Source organism: Glutamicibacter sp. 2E12 (assembly GCF_050030965.1).
Taxonomy (GTDB): Bacteria; Actinomycetota; Actinomycetes; order Actinomycetales; family Micrococcaceae; genus Glutamicibacter.
Map to the genome: position 1 here is coordinate 2,527,968 of NZ_CP188297.1, position 24,138 is coordinate 2,552,105.

Consider the following 24,138-nt stretch of genomic DNA (forward strand, 5'->3'; position numbering starts at 1 on the left):
TGCACACGAACTCACCCGGACGCTCGTAGCCGAATCAGCCGAATCTGGCAGCATCCTGCCATGGGATCCCAACGAGTTCGTGACTCTTGTACATGTCACCGGCGCCTGGTCCTGCACGCAAATACTGACTGATTTATCTCCCTGTATTCATGGGGTGATCAAGCGGTGAGAAGTTGCTGGCAGGCTTGCATTCACGCGCCAAATGAACCATTTGGACCAAAATCATGTTTTCTCCAGAAAAGGTAGACTTCTCTACTATTTCGCGAGCCTTGCGCTCCCATCTCAATCACGCAGAATTCCAGCTCGCGGCAGGGCTGCTGGGCAGTCTGCACATCGCCGAGACCATTGAGCACCTCGAAGCACTGGATGCCACCGAGGCTGCCCTGGCCTACCGGCTGCTGGACAAGCAGGCCGCGGTACTGGTCTTCCAGGAACTCGACGCCCCGGTGCAAGCCGACCTGGTACGGGCGCTGCAGTCGCAGACCGTCATCGATGCCTTCGCCCAACTCCCCGCCGCGGGACGGGTAGCGCTGCTCGATGAACTGCCAGCGATCGTGGCCACGAAACTGCTGGCAGGGCTGCCGAAGGCCAAGCGCCAGGAAACCGGAATCCTGCTGGGATATCCGGAATCAAGCACCGGCAGGGCGATGTCCCCGGATTTCATCTCCACCCACCCGCAGCTGTCTGTGGCCGAAACCCTGGAACGCATCAGCGCACGTCTCGGGAACTGCGAGAACGCGCAGCACATCCTGGTGATCGATGATGAACGCCGGCTGCTTGGCACCATCAAGCTCAGCGAGCTGCTCACCGAGCCGGCCGGGTCAACGATCGGAGAACTGTGCACCCAGAGCCCGGTCGTCCAAGCCTGCGAGCCGGAGACGAGCGCGGCACGCGTGGTGGTGGATCGGAAGGCAGGGATGCTCCCGGTGCTTGATCGGGAAGATCGCCTGCTGGGAGTGCTGACCTTGCCCATGGCGATCGGGATCCTGGAGGATGCCGAAGAGCGCCGCTCCGCGTACGGCTCCGGAACGGATCCGCTCTTCCGCCCTTACCTGGGGACGCCATTGCGCCACCTGGTAAAGGCGCGCGTCATCTGGCTGCTGGTCCTGGCTATCGGCGCCACCTTGACGGTCAAGGTGCTGTCCAGTTTCGAGCAGACACTGGAGTCGATGGTGGTGCTCAGCTTGTTCATCCCCTTGATCGTGGGCATTGGCGGGAACACCGGCAACCAGGCGGCGACCACTGTCACCCGTGCGCTGGCCATGGGGGACGTGCGGGGAAGCGACTTCTGGCGGGTGCTGATGCGCGAGGTGCGAATCGGAGCGGTCCTGGGACTGTGCCTGGGCGCCATAGCGCTGGTGGTGGCCGGGAGCATTTTCGAACTGCGCATCGGATTGGTGATAGGCATCAGCCTGGTGGCGCTGTGCAGCATTGCTGCCGCTGTCGGAGGGGTGATGCCGATCATCGGTAAATACTTCAAGGTTGATCCTGCGGTATTTTCCAACCCCTTCATTTCAACCTTCGTGGATGCCGCCGGGCTGATCGTCTACCTGTCGGTGGCCGTGCTGATTCTTGGATAGCCTGCAGCTGCACTGGGGTGCGCGGAATAAATTCGCGCACCCCAGTGTCGTAACAGGTATGCCTCATAGCAAGCTCTTTACTGAATTTACCGTCCCAGCCAGAAGCGGAGAAGGCCTGAAGCTTCGCAACCGCGTCGTGCTTCCGCCGATGTGCCAGTATTCCGTGGAAAAACGCGACGGCGTTCCAACGACCTGGCACTTGGCTCATCTGGGTTCCATGGCCCATGGCGGATACTCCTTGGTGATCGCCGAAGCAACTGCGGTGGCAGCTGAAGGCAGGATCTCGGATCGCGATACCGGCCTGTGGAATGACGAGCAGGCCGAAGCTTGGAAACCGATTGCCCAATATATCCGCTCCCATGGGGCAGCCGCCGGCGTGCAGCTGGCGCACGCCGGAGCCAAGGCATCGACCTATGGCTGGCTCAAGGATCTTGAAGACGCTGGAAAATCCGGCAGCATCAGCGCGGACGATGGCGGCTGGGAAACCTTCACTTCCTCGCCCAGCGAGCTCTACGGGCTGAAGCCAGCTACCGCGATGAGCGTGGAACAGATCCAGGCATCGGTGCAGGACTGGGCTGATGCGGCCAAGCGTGCCGACGCGGCCGGATTCGACCTGATCCAGATCCATGCCGCGCACGGCTACCTGGTGCACCAATTCCTGTCGCCGCTGACCAATAAGCGCACCGACGAATACGGTGGCAGCTTCGAGAACCGCACTCGATACCTGCGTGAAGTCATCGAGGCAGTGGCTGCCGTGTGGCCGGAAAACAAGGCCCTGGGCATTCGCTTCTCCGGAGAAGACTGGGTGGACGATGGATGGAGCATTGCTGACACCGTTCGGATCGCCAAGGAACTCTACGGCTACGGTGTGCGCCACTTCGACCTCTCCAGTGCAGGAATTGGCAAGTTCAACGGACCGTCTGGTCCGGGCTACCAAGTGCCGTTGGCTCAGGCAGTGAAGGAAGCGCTGCCCCAGGATGCCTTCGTTACCGCGGTCGGCGTCATCACCGAGCCGATGCAGGCAGAGCAGATCGTCGTGACCGGGCAAGCGGACGGCGTCTGCGTTGGGCGCGCTGCACTGGGCGATCCGCAGTGGGCTAACCGTTCGGCGCAGGAATTGGGTGCACCGATGGCATTCCCCGCCCAATACTGGCGCGGCCGCTGGTAAACGCAAGTTGCCATGCTGATTTCATCCAAACAACGACATAGTTTCTGGTTACCTCTTCCAGCCACTGAATAGTGATGTTAGGTTAGTGCCACGGATCTAGTCGCACCGCGGCCAAGGGTCGCGTGCGGAAGGGAGTCAGCATGGCACTACGCGCGGATTCTAATGGAATCGACGCTTCGCTCTACCGGAGAAACGGCTCGTGGAGCACAGCTCTCGTGGATGCATCGTTGGGAACCACTGCCGCCCAGGAAGCAGCAGATCGGCTTCCGGACGAGGTAGCCAAGCTGCTCAAGAGCCAGCAGGCGCAGCCCAGCGATGTCCAAGTACTGATCGGCGCACTGGAGCCAGCCCAGGGACTGCGAGCACCGGTAGCACGGTTCGTAGCTGTTCATGACGGTGAAATCGTCCTGAACGAAATCATCCCAGGCCTCAAGGTCCAAACTTCATCGGTTGATGTGGGTCCGTTCCCGAACTTCACGGCGCTGGCCCGCGCCCGTGGCGGATCGTTCTCCTACCTCGTAGCTGAAGTCAGCAAGGACGGAGGCGAGGTGCACCTCTACAATACGGCGTCACCTGAACGCCTGGGCAGCCGTGGCATCGTCGGGTTGCCCGAGGAAATCCACCATGCACGCAAGGTGCCCGGGGAATACGACCAGCCCAAGGCGCAGGCCGCCGCCGATGAGATGGCTCGTCGAAACGCTGACGAAGTTGCCGAGCTGATCAGTGAAATGTCCAACGAGAACTACGTCCGCCTGATCATTCTTTCGGGCGACATCAAGGCTCGTGAACTAGTGCTCGGGGCAGTACCCGTGGCGCTCAAGGACTATGTAGAAGTCATCGACTCGCATACGCGCACCGGGGGTGCGGACACCAAGCAAGTCGATGCCCAAATCACCAAGCTTGTAGAGGAAGTGAAAGCCAAATCCCTGGCTGAATTGGAATCGAAGATCGCTGCGCAGTCCGGCAACGGCAAGGCGCAGCTTGCTGTCGGACTCGATGAAGTTGTCACTGCGCTCCAATCGGCGCAAGCCGAAATGGTGCTGGTTGGACAGTACCAAAGCGAGCATACCCTTCGCGCCTTGAGCGCCGAACCATGGATTGCCCATCAGGATGGAGATGACCATGCAGAGTTGGTCGTCGGGGAATGGCCGGCGCCAGAAGTGCTCCTGCGCGCCACCGCGCTAACCGATGCCAGCATTCGCTATGTACCGGATTCGGTGATTCCTGACGGTGCGGGAATCGCAGCCTTGCTGCGCTGGGCCAAATCCTGAACAGTTCACTAGAAGAAACGATCCGCACGGGAAATCCTGCGCGGATCGTTTTTTGCGTTCCAGCTATCTGGTGCCTAGCGATCTGACGGGCCGGCTGCCGGGGGAGCCGGTGGGGAAACATCTGAACCGTGATCGGAGTTCTGCTGCTGCCCAGGCTGATAGGCCGGAGGAGCCCAGTAGGCCTGGCTAGGGTGAACCGGTGGCTGGCTCATCTGCCAAGGCTGCAGCATCGGACGGCGCTCTGCTGCTGGAATCGGGCCTGCCGTACGCGCAATGCCTTGCCTGTCTGCCAGCTTCACCAGCACGAAGGTCAATAGGGCCATGAAGCACACCGAGAAGACCAGCGAAACCGGGTTGGATTCCGTGGCGTTCAGATCAACTGCGCCCATTGCACCGAGCAGGAACAAGAAGGTGTTGTTGATGATGTGCATCGCCATCGCTGCTTCAAGGCCACCGGTGCGCCAGGTCAGGAAGCCTGCCGCGATAGCGAACGCCGCCACATCGAGAAGCCCCCAGACATCGTAGAGATGGCCGATGGTGAAGAAGGGAACTGGAAGCAGGATGGCGAACAATGGATGCTTCAGCCAGCTGCCGATGACCTGCATGAACGCGCCACGGAAAACAAGCTCTTCAGCTGCGCACTGGAAGGGCGTCAAGAGGATCACCAGCAGGGCATAGAACAGCGGATCGGCCGGCAGGCTGCTCGCCGGCACGGGTTCGGACTCGCCAATGCCCAAGGCGCCCAACCCGAAACTCAGCCCGAAATACACTGCGAACAAGATGGCGCTGGCACCCAACACCAGGCCGAACCAGCGCCAGCGCAATTTGCCGGCGACCGATATCAGCAAGCCGACAGGCTTGGGCCCGATGAGCAAGTAGGCGAGGTAGACCGCCGGGATCATGATGATCAGGGAGACCATGGTCATCGAGAAGTCCGTCGCCGTGGCCATGTTCAGGGTTGGATCCATGAGGAACTGATCGGGAGCGTCATCTGGATTCTCCGCAGCCCACGTCAGCGGGTTCATGATCAATGCGATGAACATCGCCAGTATGGCGATGAGCAATGCCGCGCCGTAGAAGCCAATGCCGATGCCGGTGAACGCCAGCGGCCTCCACCAGCGGTAGTTCTCACTGCGTCTCATTAGGCGATGGAACGAATAGTTCATCTCACCCTCGGCGCCTTGCGGCAAGGGTGGCTGGTTCATTGGCAAGCTCATGGCTCAATTCTCCCGTTCCGCAGTGTTTGAAGGTATGAACCTTACGGAGGATTTATCGGGTCATCCTTTTGAATATCCAGGACCAGCTCTTCGCAACGCGGTCGGCATCCAAGGCAAACTCCAAGGGGCTAGCTCTTACACTTGGAAAGAACGATTCGCCTTCTTTGATTTGGAGCAGCACCACGTGGGCCATCATCACCATGACGAACCGATTTTGCAGGATCCCCGGCGCCGGCGGCGTGCCTCGATCATCTTATGGGCGCTGCTTGCGCCTATCGGCGCCCTGGCCCTGGTCATGGTCATCTTGTTGTGGCCGCAAGGCAACTACGACAAGTTTGCCCTGAACGGAGCCATGGACACTACCGGTGGCGCAACGATGGAAGTGGGCACTGTCACGCGCAGCACTGTCCAGGACTGCCCGTCTTCCCAAGGGTTGGAAGAAGTTGGTGGCAAGGTTCTCGAATGCCAAGTAACCTACGTGATGCCCGAATCCGGTGGCGCGGAAATCCAATTGGAAATCCCACCGGAAATGCTGCAATCACGTGATGCGCGCGCGGGCGACAGCATTCGATACCTTGATCTCTCCGCGGTGGACACCACCAGCGGCAGCCCGTACGTATTCGTTGACTTCGTGCGCACTTTGCCCATGGCACTGCTGGCCATCGCCTATGGCGTGGTCGTGGTGCTGGTCGCCGGATGGCGCGGCACGCGGGCGATGATCGGCCTGGTCGGTGGCATCGCCTTCATGATCATCTTCATGGTTCCGGCCTTGCTTGAAGGCGGCAATCCGGTCCTGGTGGGACTCACTGGTTCTACCGCCATCATGTTTGTCGCGTTGTATTTCGCCCATGGGCTGAACGCGAAAACATCCACAGCGCTGCTGGGAACGCTCTTTGGCCTAGCGGTGACCGCGGCGATGGTGCTTTGGTTGACCGATGCTGCCGCTTTGACTGGAGCCAACGATGAATCGGCTATCACCCTATCGACGGTGGCCCCGCAAATTTCCCTGCCCGGCTTGCTGATCTGCGGCGTGCTGGTTGGCGGCATGGGTGTGCTCAATGACGTGACAATTACCCAGTCGGCCACCGTCTGGGAACTGGCAGAGAGCACGCCCAAGGCCTCGGCCAGGGAACTGTTCTTCCGCGGCATGCGCATCGGCCGGGACCATATCGCTTCGACCGTCTACACCATCGCTTTCGCCTACGCCGGTGCGGCCCTGCCGGTGCTGGCCATTGCGGCGCTGAGCAACCAGAGTTTCGGGGTCACCCTCGGCTCCGGCGCCATGGCTGAAGAGGTCATCCGAATCCTGATTGGTTCCATCGGATTGGTATTGGCGATCCCGGTAACCACCGCCATTGCAGTGATGGTGGTGAAAGCTACCGGCACCGGCGGTGCCCACGGCAAGCGGGCTTTGCAGAGTGTAACCTCCGACTCCTAGGTGCGAACCATTCTCATATGTAATGTAGAATAGTTCTCAATAGCGATCCGACTTAGATGGAGACCACCATGAAGAACTACCGCTCGCTGCTCGCAGCTGCCGTCGCCCTGCCCGCTGCCGGACTGATCCTTGCCGGATGCGGTAGCGCCACAGGAAGCGAATCGAAGGAAGCGGAATCTGCAGAGATCAGCGTAGTGGCCACGACGAACGTCTACGGACAGATCGCCCGTGCCATTGGCGGAGATAGCGTGGAGGTCAGCGAGATCATCACTTCGGCCGCACAGGATCCGCACTCCTATGAGCCAACCGCACGCGACAAGCTTGCGATCTCCAGCGCGGACCTGGTCCTTGCCAATGGCGGCGGATATGACCAATTCATGGACTCTCTCGTTTCTTCGCTACCGGAAGGCAAGTCTGGAGAGATCACGCTCATGCACGCTGTGGACTCCTCGCCGGTAGCTGCGGAATCCGAAGAGGCCGGGCATGAGGGCGAAAGTGCCGAGGAGCATGCACAGCACGCTGATGAGGGCGGCCATGAGGGCGAAAGCGCCGAGGAGCATGCGCAGCACGCTGATGAGGGCGGCCATGAGGGCGAAAGCGCCGAGGAGCATGCGCAGCACGCTGAAGAGGGCGGCCATGAGGGCCACGACCACGCGGGCTACAACGAGCACATCTGGTACGACCTGGATTCCATGGGTGAACTTGCTGATGCACTGGCCGAGTCCTTCGCCAAGGCCGATACCGCCAACGCGGATCAGTACAAGCAGAACGCAGCAGCCTTCAACGAAGGGATCGTGAAACTCGAAGCCCAGCTCGAAACCGCCAAGCTGGATGGCAAGAGCTTCATGATGACCGAGCCGGTTCCATTCCACTTGCTGGAAGCAGCCGGCATGGAGAACACCACTCCTGAAGGGCTGAGCGAAGCCATCGAAGAGGGCGAGGGCATTGCGCCGATGACCATGAAGAAGGCTGAAGACAAGCTCGTTGCTGGCGACGCTGACATGCTTGCCTACAACGTGCAGACCGAAGGCAGCGAAACCAAGGCGCTGAAGAAGAACGCTGAGCGGGGACAGGTACCTGTAGTCGACTTTGCAGAAACCATTCAGGATGATTCCAGCTACCTCGAATGGATGGAATCCAACATTTCCGACTTGGCTTCCGCAATCAACGGCTAAACCTACGTAAACTAAATGCATGGCATTGTTCTCTTCCCAGATAACGCAAGCGACAGGTAAAGCACGCTCCCTCATTGCGGAGCGGTCTGTTCGAGCGGAGATCGCTCACTCGGACCGGGGAATCGAGCAAGCCGACCATGTGCTTTTCTTCGCCGAGGGGCCCGGGCAGTTCTACCAGCTCGGAGTCTGGCTGGGTACCTTCGAGCGACTGGCTGCCCAGGGTCTCAACGTCGGCGTGGTGCTCATGGACGCACTAAGCGCACGACACGCGCTGGCAGAGTCGAACCTGCCGATATTGTTCTCGCGTTCCATGGAGCAGATCGAGAATAAGCTGAGCGAGTGGAATACCAAATCCATCAACTACGTGAACAACGCCCAGCGGAACTTCACGATGCTGCGCTTCAACGGACCGGCGCATATTCACTTGAACCACGGTGAGAGCGAAAAGGCCTCCATGGTCTCCAACCAGCTCAAAGCCTACGATTTCGCCTGCGTGGCTGGTGCTGCCGCGGTAGAGCGCATCACCGAGAACATCTCCCGTTTCGACCCATCGCATCTGGTGCAGATCGGACGCCCGCAGCTCGATGAACTGGAATTGCCCGGCCCTTCGGAGAAGATCCGGGTTCTCTACGCACCGACTTGGGAGGGCGACTCGCAAGCCATGGCGTACTCCTCGGTGGCTACTTTGGGCGAGAGAATTCTAGCCCAGCTGAGCAACGATGAGCGTTTCGAAGTACGTTTCCGTCCTCATCCGAAGACCGGTGATGTGTCCGCAGAGGCAAAAAAGGCCGTGGTAAGCCTGAAAAGCAACTACGCTGCCACCGTGGATGCGCTCAGCGACGCGGCGCAGTCCTTGGTGTGGGCGGATGTGGCCATCTGCGACACCTCGGCGATGGCCTATGACGCGGTAGCGCTCAACATCCCGCTGCTGCTGGCCGGAGACCCCCAAAGCAAGCTCCATTCAGGGTTGCCATTGGACCAGCGGCTGGGCAACGCCAACGGACTGGCGCAGCGGGTTGCGGATCTTGCCGCATCCTCGGTTGCCGGGGCGCAAAAACAGCTGGCACAGTACTTCTTTGCCACCACAGAACCCGGGGTGGCAACGAAGAAGCTGAGCCAGCTGCTTTCGAGCCTCTAGCCTTCTGGGCCTAGCGCTGCTTGAAGACCGTATCCTGCCATTCGCGATGGGCCGCGGGATCATGGGAGATCATCACATGCTTGACATTGGTGTACTCATCGAAGGAATACTGGCTCATGTCCTTGCCCATCCCCGAAGCCTTGTAGCCTCCATGCGGCATATCGGAAACGATCAGGATATGCTCGTTGATCCACACGCAACCGGCCTGGATTTCGGCGCTGGCACGCATCGCGCGGTCAACGTTCTTGGTCCATGCGCTCGCCGCCAGGCCATACGGGGTGTCGTTGGCCAATTCGATGGCTTCGTCATCGGTATCGAACGCCAACGCCACCAGGACCGGGCCGAAGACTTCCTGCTGCACGATCTCTGAATCCTGCGCAGCTCCCACCACCAGGGTAGGACGGTAGAACCAGCCATCGCCCGGAAGCTGCTTGCCACCGGCAAGCACCGTTGCTCCGGCATCCTTGGCACGCTCAACCATCGAGGAAACCTTCTGCAGGTGGGCTTCGCTGATCATCGAACCCATGTCGGTATCGGGATCGGTAGGATCTCCCACCACCATGGCCTCCATCAGTTCGGCCACCTTGCTGGTGAACTTCTCGAAGACCGAGGAATGCACGTACGCGCGCGTGGCGGCGGTGCAATCCTGTCCGGAATTGATCGTCGAGCCGGCCACCGCACCATGTGCGGCAGCTTCGATATCGGCATCATCGAAGACCACCATCGGCGCCTTGCCGCCGAGTTCAAGATGAACCCGGGTACCGGTCTCGGCCGCCATGGACATGATCTTCAGGCCCACGGCGGTAGAGCCGGTGAACGAAGTCATCTTCACCAGCTTGTGGCGCACCAAGGGCGAGCCAACGCTGGGCCCGTCGCCAACGACAATGTTGATCACGCCGTCCGGCAACCCGGCATCCTTGGCGGCCCGGGCAAAGAGCACCGAGGTGCCCGGGGTCAGCTCGCTGGGCTTGAGCACAATCGTATTGCCGGCGGCAATCGCTGGCAGGACCTTCCACGAAGCCATCTGCAGCGGGTAGTTCCACGGGCTGATCGAACCGATCACGCCGATAGCTTCACGGCGAACCATCGAGGTGGTGTTGCCCGCGTAGTCCCCGGCGGCCAATCCCTGCAAATTGCGTGCAGCGCCAGCAAAGAAATTCACGTTGTCGATGGAACCGGGCACATCGAATTGGGTCGACATGCGGATGCTCTTGCCGGTCTGAGCGGTTTCCAGGGCGGCGATTTCATCGGCATGCTTTTCCAGTTCGCGAGCGAATGCCAGCAGGTGGTCGGCCCGTTCGCCCGGGGTCAGCCGGGACCAGGTCTTGAAGGCGCCGGCGGCCGCCTGCACCGCCTGGTCAACCTGCTCGCCGGTCGCGGTATCCACGTCCAGCAGCTTCTTTCCGGTGGCTGGATTCGCGCGCTCCAGCACCGGGCCGTGCCCGCGGACCTGCTGTCCATTGATGAACTGGTGTCCAAGGGAACTATCGTAGTAGGCCATGTGAATTCTCCTAGGGGGATTCAGAGGGTGAAATAGATCTTGCGCAGGGTTTCGGTGACGATCCAACGGGTTCTCATGCCCGCATGGAGCCGGACAACGCTGCCTGGAACCAGCACCAGTTCTTGGGCACCGAAACCTTCGGTTTCCAGAATCTGCACCGTCGCGCACCCGGCAAGCACCACGAAGTACTCGTCCGCTTCAATATCCTGCATGGCGCCGCGGGACATCTCCCAGACGCCGATTTCTGCATCCCCGAGGGTGCCCAGCTCGCGGCAGCCTGCGGTTGCGGATGCCTGACCGGCGACCACCTGCTCGTCGCCGATGGCAACATGCTTGACCTCAAGGGCATCGGCCTGGACGATGCCGGCTTGAAGTATTCTTCCAGGCATCAGGAATCGAACCCCATTCCGATCTTATCCATCAGCTTCAAGAAGGCCGAGCGCTCGCCTCGATTGCGATCGGCCTTGACCAGCTGGCTTGTCATCAGGTTCACGCCCACCCATGCGGCAGGTTCCGGCGGGAATGGGATCGGCTTGGTACGCACCAGCTCCAATTCGGTCAGCTCGGTCTTCTGGCCCGAGAGCAGATCCAGCATGACCCTTGCACCGAAACGGGTAGCGCCGACACCGAGGCCGGTGAAGCCTGCACAGTAGGCGACCTTGCCGCCGTAGGCCAGATCGAAGAAGGAGAAGAAGCGGGAGCAGGTATCAATGGCGCCACCCCACGCATGAGAGAACTTCACCTGTGAGAGGTCCGGGAAGCTGCCGAAGAAATGCGCGGCGAGCTTCTCGAAGGTCTGCTGGTTGGTGTCGTAGCTGGAGCGGACCTTGCCCCCGAAGTGGTAGACCGCGTCGTAGCCGCCGTAGAGAATGCGGAAGTTCCCTTCGGCGTCGATGGTTGGGCGGGCATAGTGGAACCGGTTGTTCAGGTCGGCCAAGCCCACCATGTTCTCCCAGCCGATGGCCGCGCGCTGCTGCGCAGTGAGCGGCTCAGTCATCAGCGCGTAGTCGTATACCGGCACAATTCGGGAGCGGTGGCGCTTGAGCAGAGACGGGAAAACATTGGTTGCCAGGGCCACATGCTTGGCGGTGATCTGCCCGTCGGCGGTCAGCACCTGGACCTGCGTGCCGGCATTGTTCATCTCCACGGCGTGGGTATGCTCGTAGAACTCGACGCCTAGCTCGCTGCAGACGCGGGCAAGTTCCCAGACCAGCTTGGCGGGGTGGACCAGCGCGGTTGAGTCATGGTCACGGGCGCCGGCCAAGAAGTCTGGCGAATTGATCAGTTGCCTTACCGCGCCGGCATCGAGGTAGTCGACACCCGGTGCCTCAGCTTCCTCGGCCACCCACGCAATCTGATGCTGTTCGGTGGCCACGCTGAGCGCGCCCTCGCGGACGAAGTCCACGTCCATTGCATAGCGGCGCACCGTCGCTTCGAACTCGTCGAGGTTCTTCCTGCCGAGCTCCGCAAGCAGCGCATTTTCCTTGGGCAGATGGTTTTCTCCGTTGGCCTCGCCATGGACCAGGGAGGCTTCGCAGAAGCCGCCATTGCGCCCGGAAGCAGCCCAGCCCAAGCGCTGGCCCTCGATCAGTACGACCCTTCGGCCGGGGTTCTGCTCCTTGGCTTGGAGCGCGGTCCACAATCCGGTGTAGCCGCCGCCGATAATCAGCAAGTCGGTGGTGAGTGAGCCATGCAGCGCCGGGTGGGGTGCGGGGCGGTGCTCATGATCCAGCCAGTAGCTGGTGCGCTTGGCGCCGGCCAATGCTCGGGAGATCAGGGTGGGGGAGACTTCGGCTTCATGCCTGTCAAAAGTCAGGTCATTGGTGCTGTTCATTGGTTCTTTCCTCGAAGGTAGCGGGTTCGGCAGGCGCTATCGAGGCAGGGGAACGACCAGTGGTCCGTGCGGCTTTGCCGTCTGCTGGGCACCGGGGATGCCAGTTGAGTGCCAATCGGCGGCCAAGGCTATCCCTCTTCTCGGAAAGATGAATACAAATTGAATGTGATTCATTACTCATCTAAGCCTGCGCCGCTCGGGGTTGTCAAGGTCCCGAAGCCAAGCCGAAACCCGGCCTTCGAAACAGCAAAGCACTGCTTCGAAGACCGGGCCTGGTCATGCGGGAACCGCGACCGGTTTGCCGCTAGTGAATTGATGCGCCCGTCCCGGGAAATGGCGGCTGAGCCAAGCCGCGCCGAACATCAGGAGGAATTCGGCGGCCGCAACTCCCAGCATCACCGGTGCATGCTGGGCGCCGTGCGCAGCGTGGGACGCGTGATGGCCGCCAAACCACGGCATGCCGATCACCATCGCCACATGGGAGGTGCCCATGAGCGCGCTCATCACCAGCAGGCGCAGGGGAGAACCGCCGCGCAGCACGCACCAGGAGCATTTGATGCACCACAAGGTCATGGCAAGCAATGCCAGGTTCCACCACAAGGAGTGCGGCATCAGTGCCAGAACCAGCAGGTGGGTTGCGGCCAGGCCCAGCGAAGCGGCTCCCAGGGCAATGTGTCCGGCCGGCACCCTGGCCGCGTGGCTAGTCGCCGCTGCCACAGCAACCGTCTGATTCCTTGGTGGCGCAGCAGCCGTGCTGGACCGGGGCTGGAACATCAAGGACAGGGGAGCGGTCGAAGAAGCCCTCGGGACGGATGGTGAAGCCAACGGTGTCCACAGGCATCATCGGCCAGTCCTCAGTCCGCGGGAAGTGGGTCAACGCGAAGGTGTGCCACAGGCTGATCTGCTCGCCGTCGATGTTCTTGTCGTCCTCGATCCACGAGCCAATGCCGTCAACGCCCGGGTTCTGGTTCACGAAGTCACCGGTTGGATAGCGGTGGCCGTCCTCCCGCTTGGTCACCCACAGGGCCTTGGAGGCGAATTCTGCGCGACGATGGATGGAGGATCCTTCGGCGGCCAGCAGGGTCGGCAGTCCCTGGGACATCAGCTTGTAGCCCACCGGCTTGCCGAGGTAGTTCTTCGAATCCGGGTTGGTCACCACCCAAGTGCGGCCGGCGGTCGGATCGCTATCGCGTACCGCCTGCTTCTCGGTAGCCAGCACCGTGTGGCTGCGGGTGAAGGCGTTGCCCCGGGGGTTCTCCTTGCTGATGGGCAGGCGCACGGCTTCTTCTTCGATGACGCGGCTGGGTCCGCCGTCCAGGGCGAAGTCCAGCCGGGCGCCGAAGATGTGCTGGTGGAAGGGCGCGCCCAGGCCAGGCGCCATTTCCGAGGAGTAGCGCTCGTCGAGCATGGCCGAGGTGAACACGATGCCGGTGGCCTTGGCCTCGAATTCGATGGTGCCGTCGAGGTACAGGTACCAGTAGAAGCCGTAGTCGTAGTTGCCCACGGTAGTGAAGAAGCTGATCACCAGGCGGCGGTTGCGGCGCGTGTACTTCACGCCTGACCAGTCATCGGCGTGCTTGGAGAGGATCGAGGCGTCTTCCTCGTGCATGCAGATGCCGTTGGTGATCTTCTGCGCATTGCCATCGGCGTCGGTGACCACAGGGGAGATGTAGTGGATTTCGCCCAGGCAGTCGCAGCCCAGCTCCAGCGAGTTGGCCAGGCGCCCGATCAGGTACTCGCCGGTGTCGAAGTAGTTCTGCCAGCTGCGCACCGGGGAAGGGTCCCCGTAGGGGACTACCATTTCCGCAATGGACGCACGATCCAGGATGCGGCGTTCGGTGCCCCGATCGTTGAAGGCGATGTTGTAGAGCACCAGCCCTTCGCGCATGTCGAAACCGATATCCAGCGACCATTTCTCCCACTCGACGTGGTTGCCTGCGCTGACCGTGAAGCTGGCGCCCTCAGGCTGGGTGATCTCGATGGGCTTCTGGGTGGTGCGCACCGGGCCAGTGAGTTCCGGATCCGTGTAGTTGCCGTGGGTTTCGGGTACCGGGATGACTTCCAGGTCCAGCAGCTGGTCGATCTTTCCGGCGATGGTGTCGATGTAAACCACCAGTCCATCAACGGGATGGGCCCAGGCGGAGTCTTCGGCGAAATCCTGGCGGAAGGCCAGGCCGCGCAGGATGCGGCGCCCGGCTTCTTGCGGGTACTCGTCCTCGTAGACTCCTGCGGAGAGCGGGGCAACGCGCACCTGTTCTGGCGTCAGGTTGCGCTTGGCCAGAGCGGCCGCCCACTGCGGATCGGCAACCAGGATGGCCTCCACCATTTCGAATTCCTCCAGCAGCACGGGCATCTGCCCCACCTTGGCCGGATCCAGGTCGATGCGGGAGTGCACGGCCTGCGCGCCCAAGTCCAGGACGACGTCCTTGGGTGAGTTGGCCAGCTTGTCCATGAGCATGACACGGACAAAACGTCCGGGGCGGTCAGCGCGTGGATCCTCCAGGCCCATGTAGGCGATGCGGGTGTTCTCGGTGAAAAGCTGGTGGCTGACCAGCAATTCCTTGGCGGTGGCAATCTCTGCTTCGCTGAGCAGGGTGAAATCCGTGGTGGTGGTGATTGGCATGGGATTGGCTCCTTCGGCACTGAAGTGTGATCTGCAGCATTTATTATTCTCTAGTTGTAGAGAATACGGACGGGGTCAATGTGACGCAAGCCCTTGCCTGAAATAAATTGTTTTTCGCTAATCTTGAACCATGCCGAAAATCGTGGACCATGATCAGCGTCGCCGGGAGATTGTCGAAGTTACTTGGCGATTCATTGCCCGCGAAGGCGTCGAGAAGCTGAATCTGCGTGATTTGGCGGCCGCGGCCGGCTATTCAAATGGCGCCTTCAAGCCCTACTTCCCGACGCGCGATTCGCTGCTGGTTGCCACGTTCCGCTACGTGGCCGAGGCTACTGACCGGCGCATCGCCCGCATGTGCCAGGGGCAAGCCGGGCTGGGCGCGCTGGAGGCATTCTCGCGCGAAGTGCTCCCGCTTGATGAGCTGCGGCGCAATGAAGCCCGCATTGCTGTGCACTTCTGGCATCTGGCCCTCGGGGACCGTGCGCTGGCTGCGGTCAACGCGCAAACCATGGACCGGTGGCGCGAGCTCATCGACCAGTGGCTTGGGCAGCTGCTGGGTCCGGAGCATCCCGCGGCGCGTGTTGCCCGCGACTCGATGATCAATTTCCTGATGGGTGCTCAGGCCAGCAGCGTGCTCGATGAAGCTGTCAACACCGCCGAGTCGCTCGAAGCGCAGCTGCAATACCGCCTGGATGCGTTGCGCCGCCTGCACCCCCAGAGCTAGGCGGATATTCTCCGCGCGAAGAAAATAGTGACTTTTCGCTTCGCTCGGCGTACTCTCATTCGTGATGCCCGACACAGTTGATGGGCTTCAATGGGGAGGCAAGCATGTACCAACTTCAGCACGTCGATTCGTTCACCGCGTGGTCGCGGCTCATTTCCGACGCCTTCGTCAGGCTGCAAAGCGAGCAGATTTCCAGCGGCCATTTCACCGCCACGCTGGGTGCCAATATGCTCGGCGATATCGGTTTGATGCGCATACATGCCAAACCCCACGCAGTGCAACGAACCGAGAACCTCACCTCCAGCGGCGACGGGGATTTCTACAAGGTCTCCTACCAGCTCGATGGCTACGGGCTGCTGATCCAAGACGGTCGCGAGACCCTGCTGGCCCCAGGGGACCTGGCGATCTATGACACGCAGCGTCCCTACACCCTGGCCTTTGAAAAGCCGGCGTCGGTGCTCGTCGCATTGGTTCCCCATGGTCTGTTCCGCCTGTCCCAGCAGCAGGTCGGCCAGCTCACCGCCGTCGCCCTGAGGCAAACACACCCGCTGTCGGGAACCGTCGCCCCGCTGCTGCGCCATCTTGGCGCCAATCTGTCCCAATGGGATGAATTCGGCGGCTACCAGCTGGCGCGCAATACCGTGGACCTGCTGGCAACTGCCCTGGGCGGGGCGCTTGGAGCCGAGTGCCATGGCGATGCCAAGGAGCGGCAGCGCGAATTGGCCACCAGCTACATCGCCGCGCACCTGGATGATCCCGACCTGGGACCTGCACGCATCGCTGCCGCCCACTTCATGTCCGTGCGCAGCCTGCACGCGCTTTTCGAGAACCAGCCGCTCAGTGTTGCCGCATTGATCCGCCATCTGCGGATGCGCGAGGCCGCGCGCCTGCTGCGCGACCCGCTGCTGGCCGAACTGCCCGTCCAAGCCATCGGGTCCCGGGTCGGGATTGCCGATGCGGCCGGATTCAGCCGCATGTTCTCCAAGGAATTCGGTTCCACCCCGGGCAAATACCGCTGCGCCGGCTGAGGCGCAGGACACTCTTGTGCACGCGGAGCCAATGGTCCTGCACTCAATGCCAAGGACAAGCCCGAGCACTTGGGCGATGCTGATATCCAAGCACTCGGCAAATGGGGGATCGAATGGGACTCGAACAACGCACACTGACGGTGCCGGCTCTGGTCGTGATGATCATTGCCGCCAGCGCACCGCTAACCGCCGTGGCTGGCGGCGTGACTACCAACTACGCGGTGACCGGCATGGAATCCGTGCCGTTGTCCTTCCTCATGGTCGGTGCCATCCTGCTGGTTTTCAGCATCGGCTACACCGCGATGAGCCGCTACATCCCGAACGCCGGCGCCTTCTACGCCTACATTGCCCAGGGGCTGGGACGGGCATTGGGCGTGGGAGCGGCAATGGTCGCCCTGGTCAGCTACAACCTCATGCAGATCGGCATCTACGGCATGTTCGGATTCGCCGCGGCATCCTTTGCCAATGCCTCCTTCGGCACCGCCATCCCATGGTGGGCCATGGCCCTGGCCGCGTGGGCAGTTGTCGGCTTCCTGGGCATGAACCGGGTCGACTTCTCCGTCAAGATCCTGGGCATCGTCGTGGCCGCAGAATTCCTCGTGGTCATCATCTACAACATCATGGCCTTCGCGCTCGCTCCCGAAGCGCCGCAGCCGGGCGCATCCTTCAACATGGCTGACGCTCTGGCACCGGGCATGGGCGCCGTCATGGCCTTCACCATCGCCGCTTTCATGGGCTTCGAATCCGGAACCATCTACAACGAAGAGGTGAAGGATCCAGCACGCACCGCCCGGCGTGCCACGATGATCGCGGTAGTCATCATCGCCTGCTTCTACGCGTTTTCGGCATTCGCCGTAGCCGTCGGCGAAGGCGCCTCGAACGTCATCGGCGCTTCGGCAGAATTCGGCCCCGACCTGATTTTCGCGTTCTTCGGCGCCAACGCGCCAGCCTGGTTCGTCGATCTGGCCAACATCCTGTTCATCACCAGCCTGTTCGCCGCGCTGCTGGCCTTCCACAACGTCATTGCCCGCTACTTCTACTCCATGGGCCGCGGCGGGGCGCTGCCGAAGTTCCTTGCCGCAACTTCGCGCACCACCCACGCCCCCGTTGCAGGCTCGCTGGCGCAGTCCACCCTCGGACTGGCGGTTATCGCCGTCTTCGCGGTGATCTCGCATGGCAAGGATCCGATGTATGTCGTGTTCACGATGTTCACCTGGATGACCAACTCGGCGGCCTACGGGCTGGTGCTGCTCATGGCACTGACCTCTTTTGCTGTCATCGGATACTTCAAGGCGAACCGCAGCGGAGAATCCCTGATAACCCGGGTGATCGCTCCGCTGGTCTCGGGCATCGCCCTGGTCTATGTCTTCGCCCAAATCGTCATCAACTTCGAAATCTTGCTTGGCATGGCAGAACCGGGAATGCTCGGTTATGTGCTGCAAGGCATCGTGATCCTGCCTGGCCTCATCGCATGGGTGCTGGCACTGGTCATCCGCTCGTCCAAACGGCGTGCACCGATGGCCGAAAAACTTCCCGTCACCTAACAACTCATTACCAAGGAGCTCAAAGATGGCTTACGCAAACGCCCAAGAACTGCTGGATGCGATCCAGCCAGCAACCGGTGGCACCGAAATCCTGGACCCGGCAACCGGTGAACTGGTTGGCCGTGTTGCCGAGCAGAGTGCCGCCGATCTCGACGCGGCCGTTGCCGCCGCAAAGTCCGCCCAGCCGGCCTGGGATGCCTTGGGCCACGACGAGCGCAAGCGCGTGCTTAATGCGGCCGCGGACAATATCGAAGCCAACGCGGAAGCGCTCGCCGAGCTGCTCTCCCGTGAGCAGGGCAAGCCGCTGAACGGGCCGAATGCGCGCTTCGAGGTCGGGGGAGCAGCCGCCTGGCTGCGCGCCGCCACCGCTTATGAAATCGAACCGGAAGTGGTCGTGGACGACGGCGAAACCTATGCCGCCAAGCACTTCCGCGCACTGGGCGTAGTGGGCGCCATCGGCCCGTGGAACTGGCCAATGATGATCTCCATCTGGCAGCTGGCCCCGAGCTTGCGCATGGGCAACACGGTGGTGATGAAGCCCAGCGAATACACCCCGCTCTCGGTCCTGGCCCTGGTCCACGTGCTCAACGAAGTGCTGCCAGCAGACGTGCTGAAGATCGTGGCTGGCGGACGCGAGGTCGGCGAGAGGCTCTCGGGCCATCCGGATATCGCCAAGATCATGTTCACCGGCTCCACCCGCACCGGCAAGGCCATCATCCGCTCCTCGGCCGATACCGTGAAGCGCCTGACCATGGAACTGGGCGGCAACGACGCCGGCATCGTGCTCGGAGACGCCGATCCGCAGGCCATCGCCGAAGACCTGTTCTGGGGTGCCTTCATCAACACCGGCCAGACCTGTGCCGCGCTCAAGCGCCTGTACGTGCCCGAATCGATCTACGACGCGGTGTGCGATGCACTGGCCGGCGTCGCCGCGCAGATGCCCATGGGTGTCGGCCTCGACGAGAACAACGTGCTCGGCCCGCTGCAGAACAAGGCCCAGTACGACATTGTCGCTTCCCTGGTCAAGGATGCCGTGGATTCCGGTGCCAAGGTGCTGCTCGGTGCCAACCCCGATGAAAACGCGGCCGGCTACTTCTACCCGACCACGCTCATTGCCGACATCGACCCGGGCAACCCGCTGGTGGTCGAGGAGCAATTCGGCCCGGCCCTGCCGATCATCAAGGTCAAGGACACGGCCGAAGCGATCAAGCACGCCAATGCCCTGGAAGTCGGGCTCGGAGCCTCGGTATGGAGCAGCAACCGGGAGAAGGCACTGGAAGTCGCGGCGCAGATCCAGGCAGGCACCGTGTGGATCAACTCGCACGGCACCATCGACCCGCGCATTCCATTTGGCGGCGCCAAGCAGTCCGGTTACGGCCTGGAATTCGGTATTGACGGCTTGAAGTCCCTGGCCCAGCCGCAGATCATCAAGGGCTGACGGAGACTGCGTTCTCCAGCATTCCCCGGCGGTGCCCGGTGCCTATCCAGGCATCGGGCACCGCCTATTTGCGTGCGAAGGCTAGTTGATGATCTCGGCAGTGGGGTCATCGGCGATCCTTGCGATGCGTACACGCCAGCTTTGCAAGGCTTCGGGCGACAGCCGGGTCCAATCGTGGACTTCACGGATCACCCGTACGGGGTGCGCACTGCGGTAGGAGCGTGTGGGGTTGCCCGGGAATTTCTTGTCGGTGACATTCGGGTCATTTTCATACGCCCCGGTCGGTTCCACTTCATAGACATGGGCGGTCCCCTCCAGGGCCGCAATTTCGGCGGCCAACCCCGCGCCATCGGCAAATGCGGTGAAGTAGATGTGGTTCATGATGATTTCCGGACGATAATTCGACGGGAATCCGGCAGTCAAGACTTCTCCTGGCTGCAGTTCGGCTTTCGTGCCGTGGAAGAACGGGCCGTCATCAAGTTCGTTGCTCATAGGCCAAGACGATAGTCGCCATTGCCGGTTCATGAAAGGATCGGCCGCGTATCGCCACGTATATTGGGAAGTGAACCGACGACAGTATTTGGAGAGTAACGCGTGCCTATTTTGAACAAGGACATGACCCTATGCATTTCGTTATCTGGTCGACCATCTAATATCGGCACCCGGTTCCATAATTACCTGTATGAAGAACTCGGGCTGAACTTCATCTACAAGGCCTTCTCGACCGAAGACCTCGCTGGTGCCATCGCTGGTGTCCGGGCCTTGGGCATTCGTGGCTGTTCGGTATCCATGCCGTTCAAGGAAGACGTGATGAACATGGTCGATGAGATTGAGCCTTCGGCCAAGGCAATCGACTCGGTGAACACCATCGTGAATACCAACGGGCGACTGGTTGCTTCAAATACCGACTTCGAGGCGATCGCGACGCTCATCAAACGCCATCAGCTGGATCCTGAAAGTTCCGTGCTTGTCCGAGGCTCCGGAGGAATGGCCAAGGCCGTCGTGGCCGCCTTCCGCGAAGCCGGATTCAACGACCTGACGGTGCTGGCACGTAACGAAGTTTCCGGCCAAGCCTTAGCTGACAAATACGGTTACCGATTTACCAGTGCTGACCCGGCTCCAGGACACGAGATTCTTGTGAACGTAACGCCGCTGGGCATGGACGGAGCCCAGTCTGAGGAGCACGCATTTAGCACTCAGCAGATTGAAGCCGCACGAACCGTCTTCGACGTGGTGGCTTTCCCAAGTGAAACACCATTGATCCGCGCAACACGAACTGCTGGCAAGCAGGTGATTACCGGGGCAGAAGTCATCGCCCTGCAAGCCGCGGCGCAGTTTCAGAAGTACACCGGCCAGGCACTAAGTGAAGAGCAGGTATTGCGTGCCTCAGAATTCTCCCGGGAATCCTGAAGCCCCGAATATCAGTACGCGCCCTAGTTGGCGGTACTCACTTGGCTTATGATGTTCTTTCCACGAAAAAATACCATCAGCAGGACGAAGAACGAGATCGGTAAGAGCACGATCAATCCCATGGATAGCAACTGGAAGAATTGCGTGTTCAATGCAATTCCATTCGTGATCGGTACACCGTTCTCGGGCATGTAGTCGGCGTACCTTGCAGGCCTGGATGTCGCCCACAAGATGAAGAACCGGAAGATGAATGCACCTGCCGCGGTGATGGCGAGCGAGGGAAGCAGAAGTGACTGGTTGTCGGCACTTGTGCGCCTTATTTGGCATATACGGGCGAAGACCGATATTAGTGCCGAAGCGCCTAGACCCAGCGTGAGGATCTGCAATAACCACGAATGAGCCATGACGAAAGACAAAGCCATCATCGCAATACTCAGCGCAGTCAGGATTCTGATCTTCGACAGGAAAGTTCTAGACATGAACCGAACCTACCTTGCTAAAGGGAGAAAATCAGCCCCGGCAACTGAACACGGGTGATAGATATGCCAAGGGCCCGGCACTTTCGTGCCGGGCCCTGTTGCTGGTGAGCTGCTAACCGCGCAGCACGACCTCGACTTCTTCCATCTGCTGGCCGGCAGGGTACTGGCCGTTGAACAGCTTCGAACCTGCCTCGGTGAGCACCGCCGAGAAGCGGGTCTTGACCAGGCCGAAAGCGTTCGAAACGCTGGTTTCGGTGAGCTCGGCAATGGCAACGCGTTCGCCGGCTTCGTCGATCGTGAGGCTGATGTTCTCGTCATGGTTCACGATGCGCGGTTCAAAGAGATCCAGCTTCATCATGCCGCCGTGCCCGGAGAAGGACACACGCCCGTTGAACCAGATTTCGTTTTCCGGTACCTCTGCAGCGGGGGAGACGGGGAACGCCAACGCGTTGCCTGCCTGCCATACCCCGTTGGCAGCTTCAATGCGTCCGTCGGCGAGGGAAGAAATATAGCTCACGAACGAGGTTTTCAGACCCCATTCAAGATGCGGCTGGAACGGATCGCCTGCTGGCGCACCACTTCCGGTCATTGTCTTTTCCCTCCACAGGATATCGGCGTGAAAATATGCTGTGGCCAGTATTTCATACTGGAGTTGGATCATGGCGACAGTTCTCTGCCAGCTAATCCTGCGTCATCTTCGGTTCAACTAGTGGACGGTAGGCAGACTGCATTGAGATCTGGGCATCCACGTAGCTGGTGCCATCGGCAAAGGCGATATCTGCTGTTGCCCACGACCCGTTCCAGTACTTGATCTCCAACTCGGTCGGCGAATATTCCTTCTGGACGTTCGCCACGAGGTTGCTCATCGCGGTGTTGTAGCCGGTGATGCCCATGACCAGGCAGATGGCCGTTGCCACCACAGCAATTCCGGCAGAAATGAACTCGGTGCGGATGGATGCGCGTCGCGCATAAGTCTGCTCCCCGTCACGCAGGCGCGTGAAGCCCTTGCGTCGGATCAGGGCGTGGATGATCAAGGGCAACCCGATCAGCAAGAAGATCACAGAAGCCGCCAGCGACACGAGAGGAAGACTGAATTCCACCGGTAGATACTCATCCATGTATTTACCCTACCCATGTCAGCGGATGACTTCTAGGGTTAAATCGCCTTGCCCGGGTTCAAGATGCCCTGTGGATCGAACACCGCGCGCACCCGTCGCTGCAGCGCAAGCGAGGTTTCGCCCAGCTCTTGGGCCAGCCAATCCTGCTTGAGCAAACCGATGCCGTGCTCGCCGGTGAGCGTGCCGCCCAGGGACTTGGCGAGGTGGAACATGTCTCCCAGCGCGGCCTTCGGTGCGCCGCTGGTGATGGATTGGCCTTCAGGCACCACGATGATCGGATGCAGGTTGCCATCGGCGGCATGGGCGATAGTGAAGATCGATACTCCGCGTTCATCCTCGATGCGCTGCAGGCCGGCGAAGGCTTCGGCCAAGCGATTGCGCGGCACGCCGATATCGCAGATCGAGGCCGTGCCCAGCAGCTCCATGCTCGGGATCGCCTGGCGCCGGGCTTCGATCAGCGCCTGTGCTTGCTCCTGGTCCGTGGCGATCTCGATGTGCGCGGCCAGCGGGGCGATCGCATCCTGCAGGGCCTGCATTTCCAGCTGCGCGCCGTAGCCGTCGGTCTGCGCGAGCAGCAACGCGCCGCCGCGCGCTTCGTGATCCGTTCCGAGCGCCGCATCCACTGCCTTCAGGGTCTTGCCGCACATCAGCTCCAGCACCGAGGGGGCCAGCCGTTCGGCGATCACCGCCGAGGCGGCCTTTGCCGCGGTATCCTCATCGGGGAAGTAGGCGACCAAGGTGGAGGTGTGCTTGGGCTTCGGGCGCAGGCGCAGCAGTGCTTCAACCACAATGCCCAAGGTGCCTTCCGAACCGATCATCAGCGCATTCATGTCATAGCCGGCCACGCCCTTGATGGTCCGCCGCCCGGTACGCAGCAGCTGCCCGTCGGGCAGCACCACCAGCAAGCTGAGCACCGACTCGCGGGTCACCCCGTACTTGGCGCACCACATGCCGCCGGCATTCGTCGCAATATTGCCGCCGATCGAGCAGATCGCGGTACTGGCAGGATCCGGGGCGTAGAACAGCCCGTGCTCGCCGGCGGCCTGGTTCACCGCCGCATTGAGCACGCCGGGCTGCACCACCGCGGTGGCTTCCACCGGATCGATTTCCAGGATCTTGTCCATCCGGGACAAGTCGAGCACGATCTGCCCGGCCTCGGCGCTGGCCCCTGCCGCCAGCCCGGTGCCGGCCCCGCGCGGGACGATCGTGGCGCCATGCTTGTGGGCCAACTGCATCGCCAGCACCACATCATCGATGTCCTGCGCGAAGATCACCCCGTCGGCAAAGGTTTCGGGCGCATAGCCGGAGCGGTCCACGCTGGCCTGCTTGCGGTCCTGCTCATCGAGCGAGGCCCGGGGATGGGCGCATAGCACTGGACTGGTCGCCACGGTAGTCATCTCGATCTCCTTTGAATGCAGAACTGGCAGGACAGCTGAGCTGTCCTGCCAGATC

At 61.2% G+C, this 24,138-nt stretch carries 22 protein-coding genes; 11 read left to right on the forward strand and 11 right to left on the reverse strand.

Annotation, left to right across the window (positions count from 1 at the left end; genetic code table 11):
• The first annotated feature begins 224 nt into the window (after positions 1-224).
• From mgtE to ACP3TE_RS11810, 3 genes are all read left to right on the forward strand, one after another.
• Positions 225-1,580 carry a magnesium transporter gene (gene mgtE, locus ACP3TE_RS11800; RefSeq protein WP_426733670.1) on the forward strand — a complete coding sequence of 452 codons (1,356 nt, stop codon included), beginning with the start codon at positions 225-227 and terminating at the stop codon, positions 1,578-1,580.
• 58 nt (positions 1,581-1,638) lie between these two features.
• Positions 1,639-2,748 carry an NADH:flavin oxidoreductase/NADH oxidase gene (locus tag ACP3TE_RS11805; RefSeq protein ID WP_332485866.1) on the forward strand — a complete coding sequence of 370 codons (1,110 nt, stop codon included), beginning with the start codon at positions 1,639-1,641 and terminating at the stop codon, positions 2,746-2,748.
• A gap of 140 nt (positions 2,749-2,888) precedes the next feature.
• Positions 2,889-4,019, forward strand: a complete 1,131-nt coding sequence (locus ACP3TE_RS11810; RefSeq protein WP_426733672.1) for a hypothetical protein — start codon at positions 2,889-2,891, stop codon at positions 4,017-4,019.
• Positions 4,020-4,093: 74 nt separating this feature from the next.
• On the opposite strand, the gene ACP3TE_RS11815 is transcribed toward ACP3TE_RS11810, so the two are convergent.
• Complete coding sequence (locus ACP3TE_RS11815) at positions 4,094-5,161, reverse strand: CPBP family intramembrane glutamic endopeptidase (RefSeq protein ID WP_426733674.1); 1,068 nt, start codon at positions 5,159-5,161, stop codon at positions 4,094-4,096.
• Positions 5,162-5,420: 259 nt separating this feature from the next.
• Between ACP3TE_RS11815 and ACP3TE_RS11820 the strand changes: the two genes are divergently transcribed.
• The 3 genes from ACP3TE_RS11820 (at position 5,421) to ACP3TE_RS11830 (ending at position 8,987) form a co-directional block, all read left to right on the forward strand.
• Positions 5,421-6,674, forward strand: a complete 1,254-nt coding sequence (locus tag ACP3TE_RS11820) for a YibE/F family protein (protein ID WP_105657068.1) — start codon at positions 5,421-5,423, stop codon at positions 6,672-6,674.
• Between the two features lie 68 nt (positions 6,675-6,742).
• Positions 6,743-7,849: a metal ABC transporter solute-binding protein, Zn/Mn family gene (locus tag ACP3TE_RS11825; RefSeq protein ID WP_388025205.1), complete on the forward strand. Its 1,107-nt coding sequence runs from the start codon at positions 6,743-6,745 to the stop codon at positions 7,847-7,849.
• 19 nt (positions 7,850-7,868) lie between these two features.
• Positions 7,869-8,987 (forward strand): CDP-glycerol glycerophosphotransferase family protein, encoded by a 1,119-nt coding sequence (locus ACP3TE_RS11830; RefSeq protein WP_146112246.1) that lies wholly within the window; start codon positions 7,869-7,871, stop codon positions 8,985-8,987.
• Positions 8,988-8,997: 10 nt separating this feature from the next.
• Here ACP3TE_RS11830 and ACP3TE_RS11835 read toward each other — a convergent pair whose 3' ends face one another.
• From ACP3TE_RS11835 to ACP3TE_RS11855, 5 genes are all read right to left on the reverse strand, one after another.
• Positions 8,998-10,488, reverse strand: coding sequence for a gamma-aminobutyraldehyde dehydrogenase (locus tag ACP3TE_RS11835; protein ID WP_426733676.1), 1,491 nt, complete (start codon positions 10,486-10,488; stop codon positions 8,998-9,000).
• A 20-nt stretch (positions 10,489-10,508) separates the two neighbouring features.
• Positions 10,509-10,877, reverse strand: coding sequence for a cupin domain-containing protein (locus tag ACP3TE_RS11840; protein WP_332504728.1), 369 nt, complete (start codon positions 10,875-10,877; stop codon positions 10,509-10,511).
• Positions 10,877-12,322: an NAD(P)/FAD-dependent oxidoreductase gene (locus ACP3TE_RS11845; RefSeq protein ID WP_133833520.1), complete on the reverse strand. Its 1,446-nt coding sequence runs from the start codon at positions 12,320-12,322 to the stop codon at positions 10,877-10,879. Before ACP3TE_RS11845 ends, ACP3TE_RS11840 begins: the two co-directional genes overlap by 1 nt.
• Before the next feature lie 276 nt (positions 12,323-12,598).
• Positions 12,599-13,039 (reverse strand): hypothetical protein, encoded by a 441-nt coding sequence (locus tag ACP3TE_RS11850; RefSeq protein WP_105657062.1) that lies wholly within the window; start codon positions 13,037-13,039, stop codon positions 12,599-12,601.
• The gene (locus tag ACP3TE_RS11855; RefSeq protein WP_388025195.1) at positions 13,023-14,945 is read right to left on the reverse strand and encodes a primary-amine oxidase; all 1,923 of its coding nucleotides are present in this window, start codon (positions 14,943-14,945) and stop codon (positions 13,023-13,025) included. Before ACP3TE_RS11855 ends, ACP3TE_RS11850 begins: the two co-directional genes overlap by 17 nt.
• Positions 14,946-15,075: 130 nt before the next feature.
• On the opposite strand from ACP3TE_RS11855, the gene ACP3TE_RS11860 reads away from it, so the two are divergent.
• The 4 genes from ACP3TE_RS11860 (at position 15,076) to ACP3TE_RS11875 (ending at position 19,679) form a co-directional block, all read left to right on the forward strand.
• The gene (locus ACP3TE_RS11860) at positions 15,076-15,669 is read left to right on the forward strand and encodes a TetR/AcrR family transcriptional regulator (protein WP_388025193.1); all 594 of its coding nucleotides are present in this window, start codon (positions 15,076-15,078) and stop codon (positions 15,667-15,669) included.
• A gap of 104 nt (positions 15,670-15,773) precedes the next feature.
• Complete coding sequence (locus ACP3TE_RS11865; RefSeq protein WP_388025191.1) at positions 15,774-16,697, forward strand: helix-turn-helix domain-containing protein; 924 nt, start codon at positions 15,774-15,776, stop codon at positions 16,695-16,697.
• Positions 16,698-16,810: 113 nt separating this feature from the next.
• Positions 16,811-18,241, forward strand: a complete 1,431-nt coding sequence (locus ACP3TE_RS11870; protein ID WP_426733680.1) for an APC family permease — start codon at positions 16,811-16,813, stop codon at positions 18,239-18,241.
• Between the two features lie 25 nt (positions 18,242-18,266).
• Positions 18,267-19,679, forward strand: coding sequence for an aldehyde dehydrogenase family protein (locus ACP3TE_RS11875; RefSeq protein WP_426733682.1), 1,413 nt, complete (start codon positions 18,267-18,269; stop codon positions 19,677-19,679).
• A gap of 81 nt (positions 19,680-19,760) precedes the next feature.
• Here ACP3TE_RS11875 and arr read toward each other — a convergent pair whose 3' ends face one another.
• Positions 19,761-20,171: an NAD(+)--rifampin ADP-ribosyltransferase gene (gene arr, locus ACP3TE_RS11880; protein ID WP_426733684.1), complete on the reverse strand. Its 411-nt coding sequence runs from the start codon at positions 20,169-20,171 to the stop codon at positions 19,761-19,763.
• Positions 20,172-20,273: 102 nt separating this feature from the next.
• Here arr and ACP3TE_RS11885 point away from each other — a divergent pair, with 102 nt between their 5' ends.
• Positions 20,274-21,089, forward strand: a complete 816-nt coding sequence (locus tag ACP3TE_RS11885) for a shikimate 5-dehydrogenase (RefSeq protein WP_332485875.1) — start codon at positions 20,274-20,276, stop codon at positions 21,087-21,089.
• Positions 21,090-21,112: 23 nt separating this feature from the next.
• Here ACP3TE_RS11885 and ACP3TE_RS11890 read toward each other — a convergent pair whose 3' ends face one another.
• From ACP3TE_RS11890 to ACP3TE_RS11905, 4 genes are all read right to left on the reverse strand, one after another.
• Positions 21,113-21,568 (reverse strand): hypothetical protein, encoded by a 456-nt coding sequence (locus ACP3TE_RS11890; protein WP_105657054.1) that lies wholly within the window; start codon positions 21,566-21,568, stop codon positions 21,113-21,115.
• 112 nt (positions 21,569-21,680) lie between these two features.
• Positions 21,681-22,229, reverse strand: a complete 549-nt coding sequence (locus tag ACP3TE_RS11895; RefSeq protein ID WP_105657053.1) for an HtaA domain-containing protein — start codon at positions 22,227-22,229, stop codon at positions 21,681-21,683.
• 19 nt (positions 22,230-22,248) lie between these two features.
• The gene (locus ACP3TE_RS11900; protein WP_133833529.1) at positions 22,249-22,686 is read right to left on the reverse strand and encodes a hypothetical protein; all 438 of its coding nucleotides are present in this window, start codon (positions 22,684-22,686) and stop codon (positions 22,249-22,251) included.
• A 38-nt stretch (positions 22,687-22,724) separates the two neighbouring features.
• Positions 22,725-24,083 (reverse strand): FAD-binding oxidoreductase, encoded by a 1,359-nt coding sequence (locus ACP3TE_RS11905; RefSeq protein WP_426733687.1) that lies wholly within the window; start codon positions 24,081-24,083, stop codon positions 22,725-22,727.
• Positions 24,084-24,138: the final 55 nt, after the last annotated feature.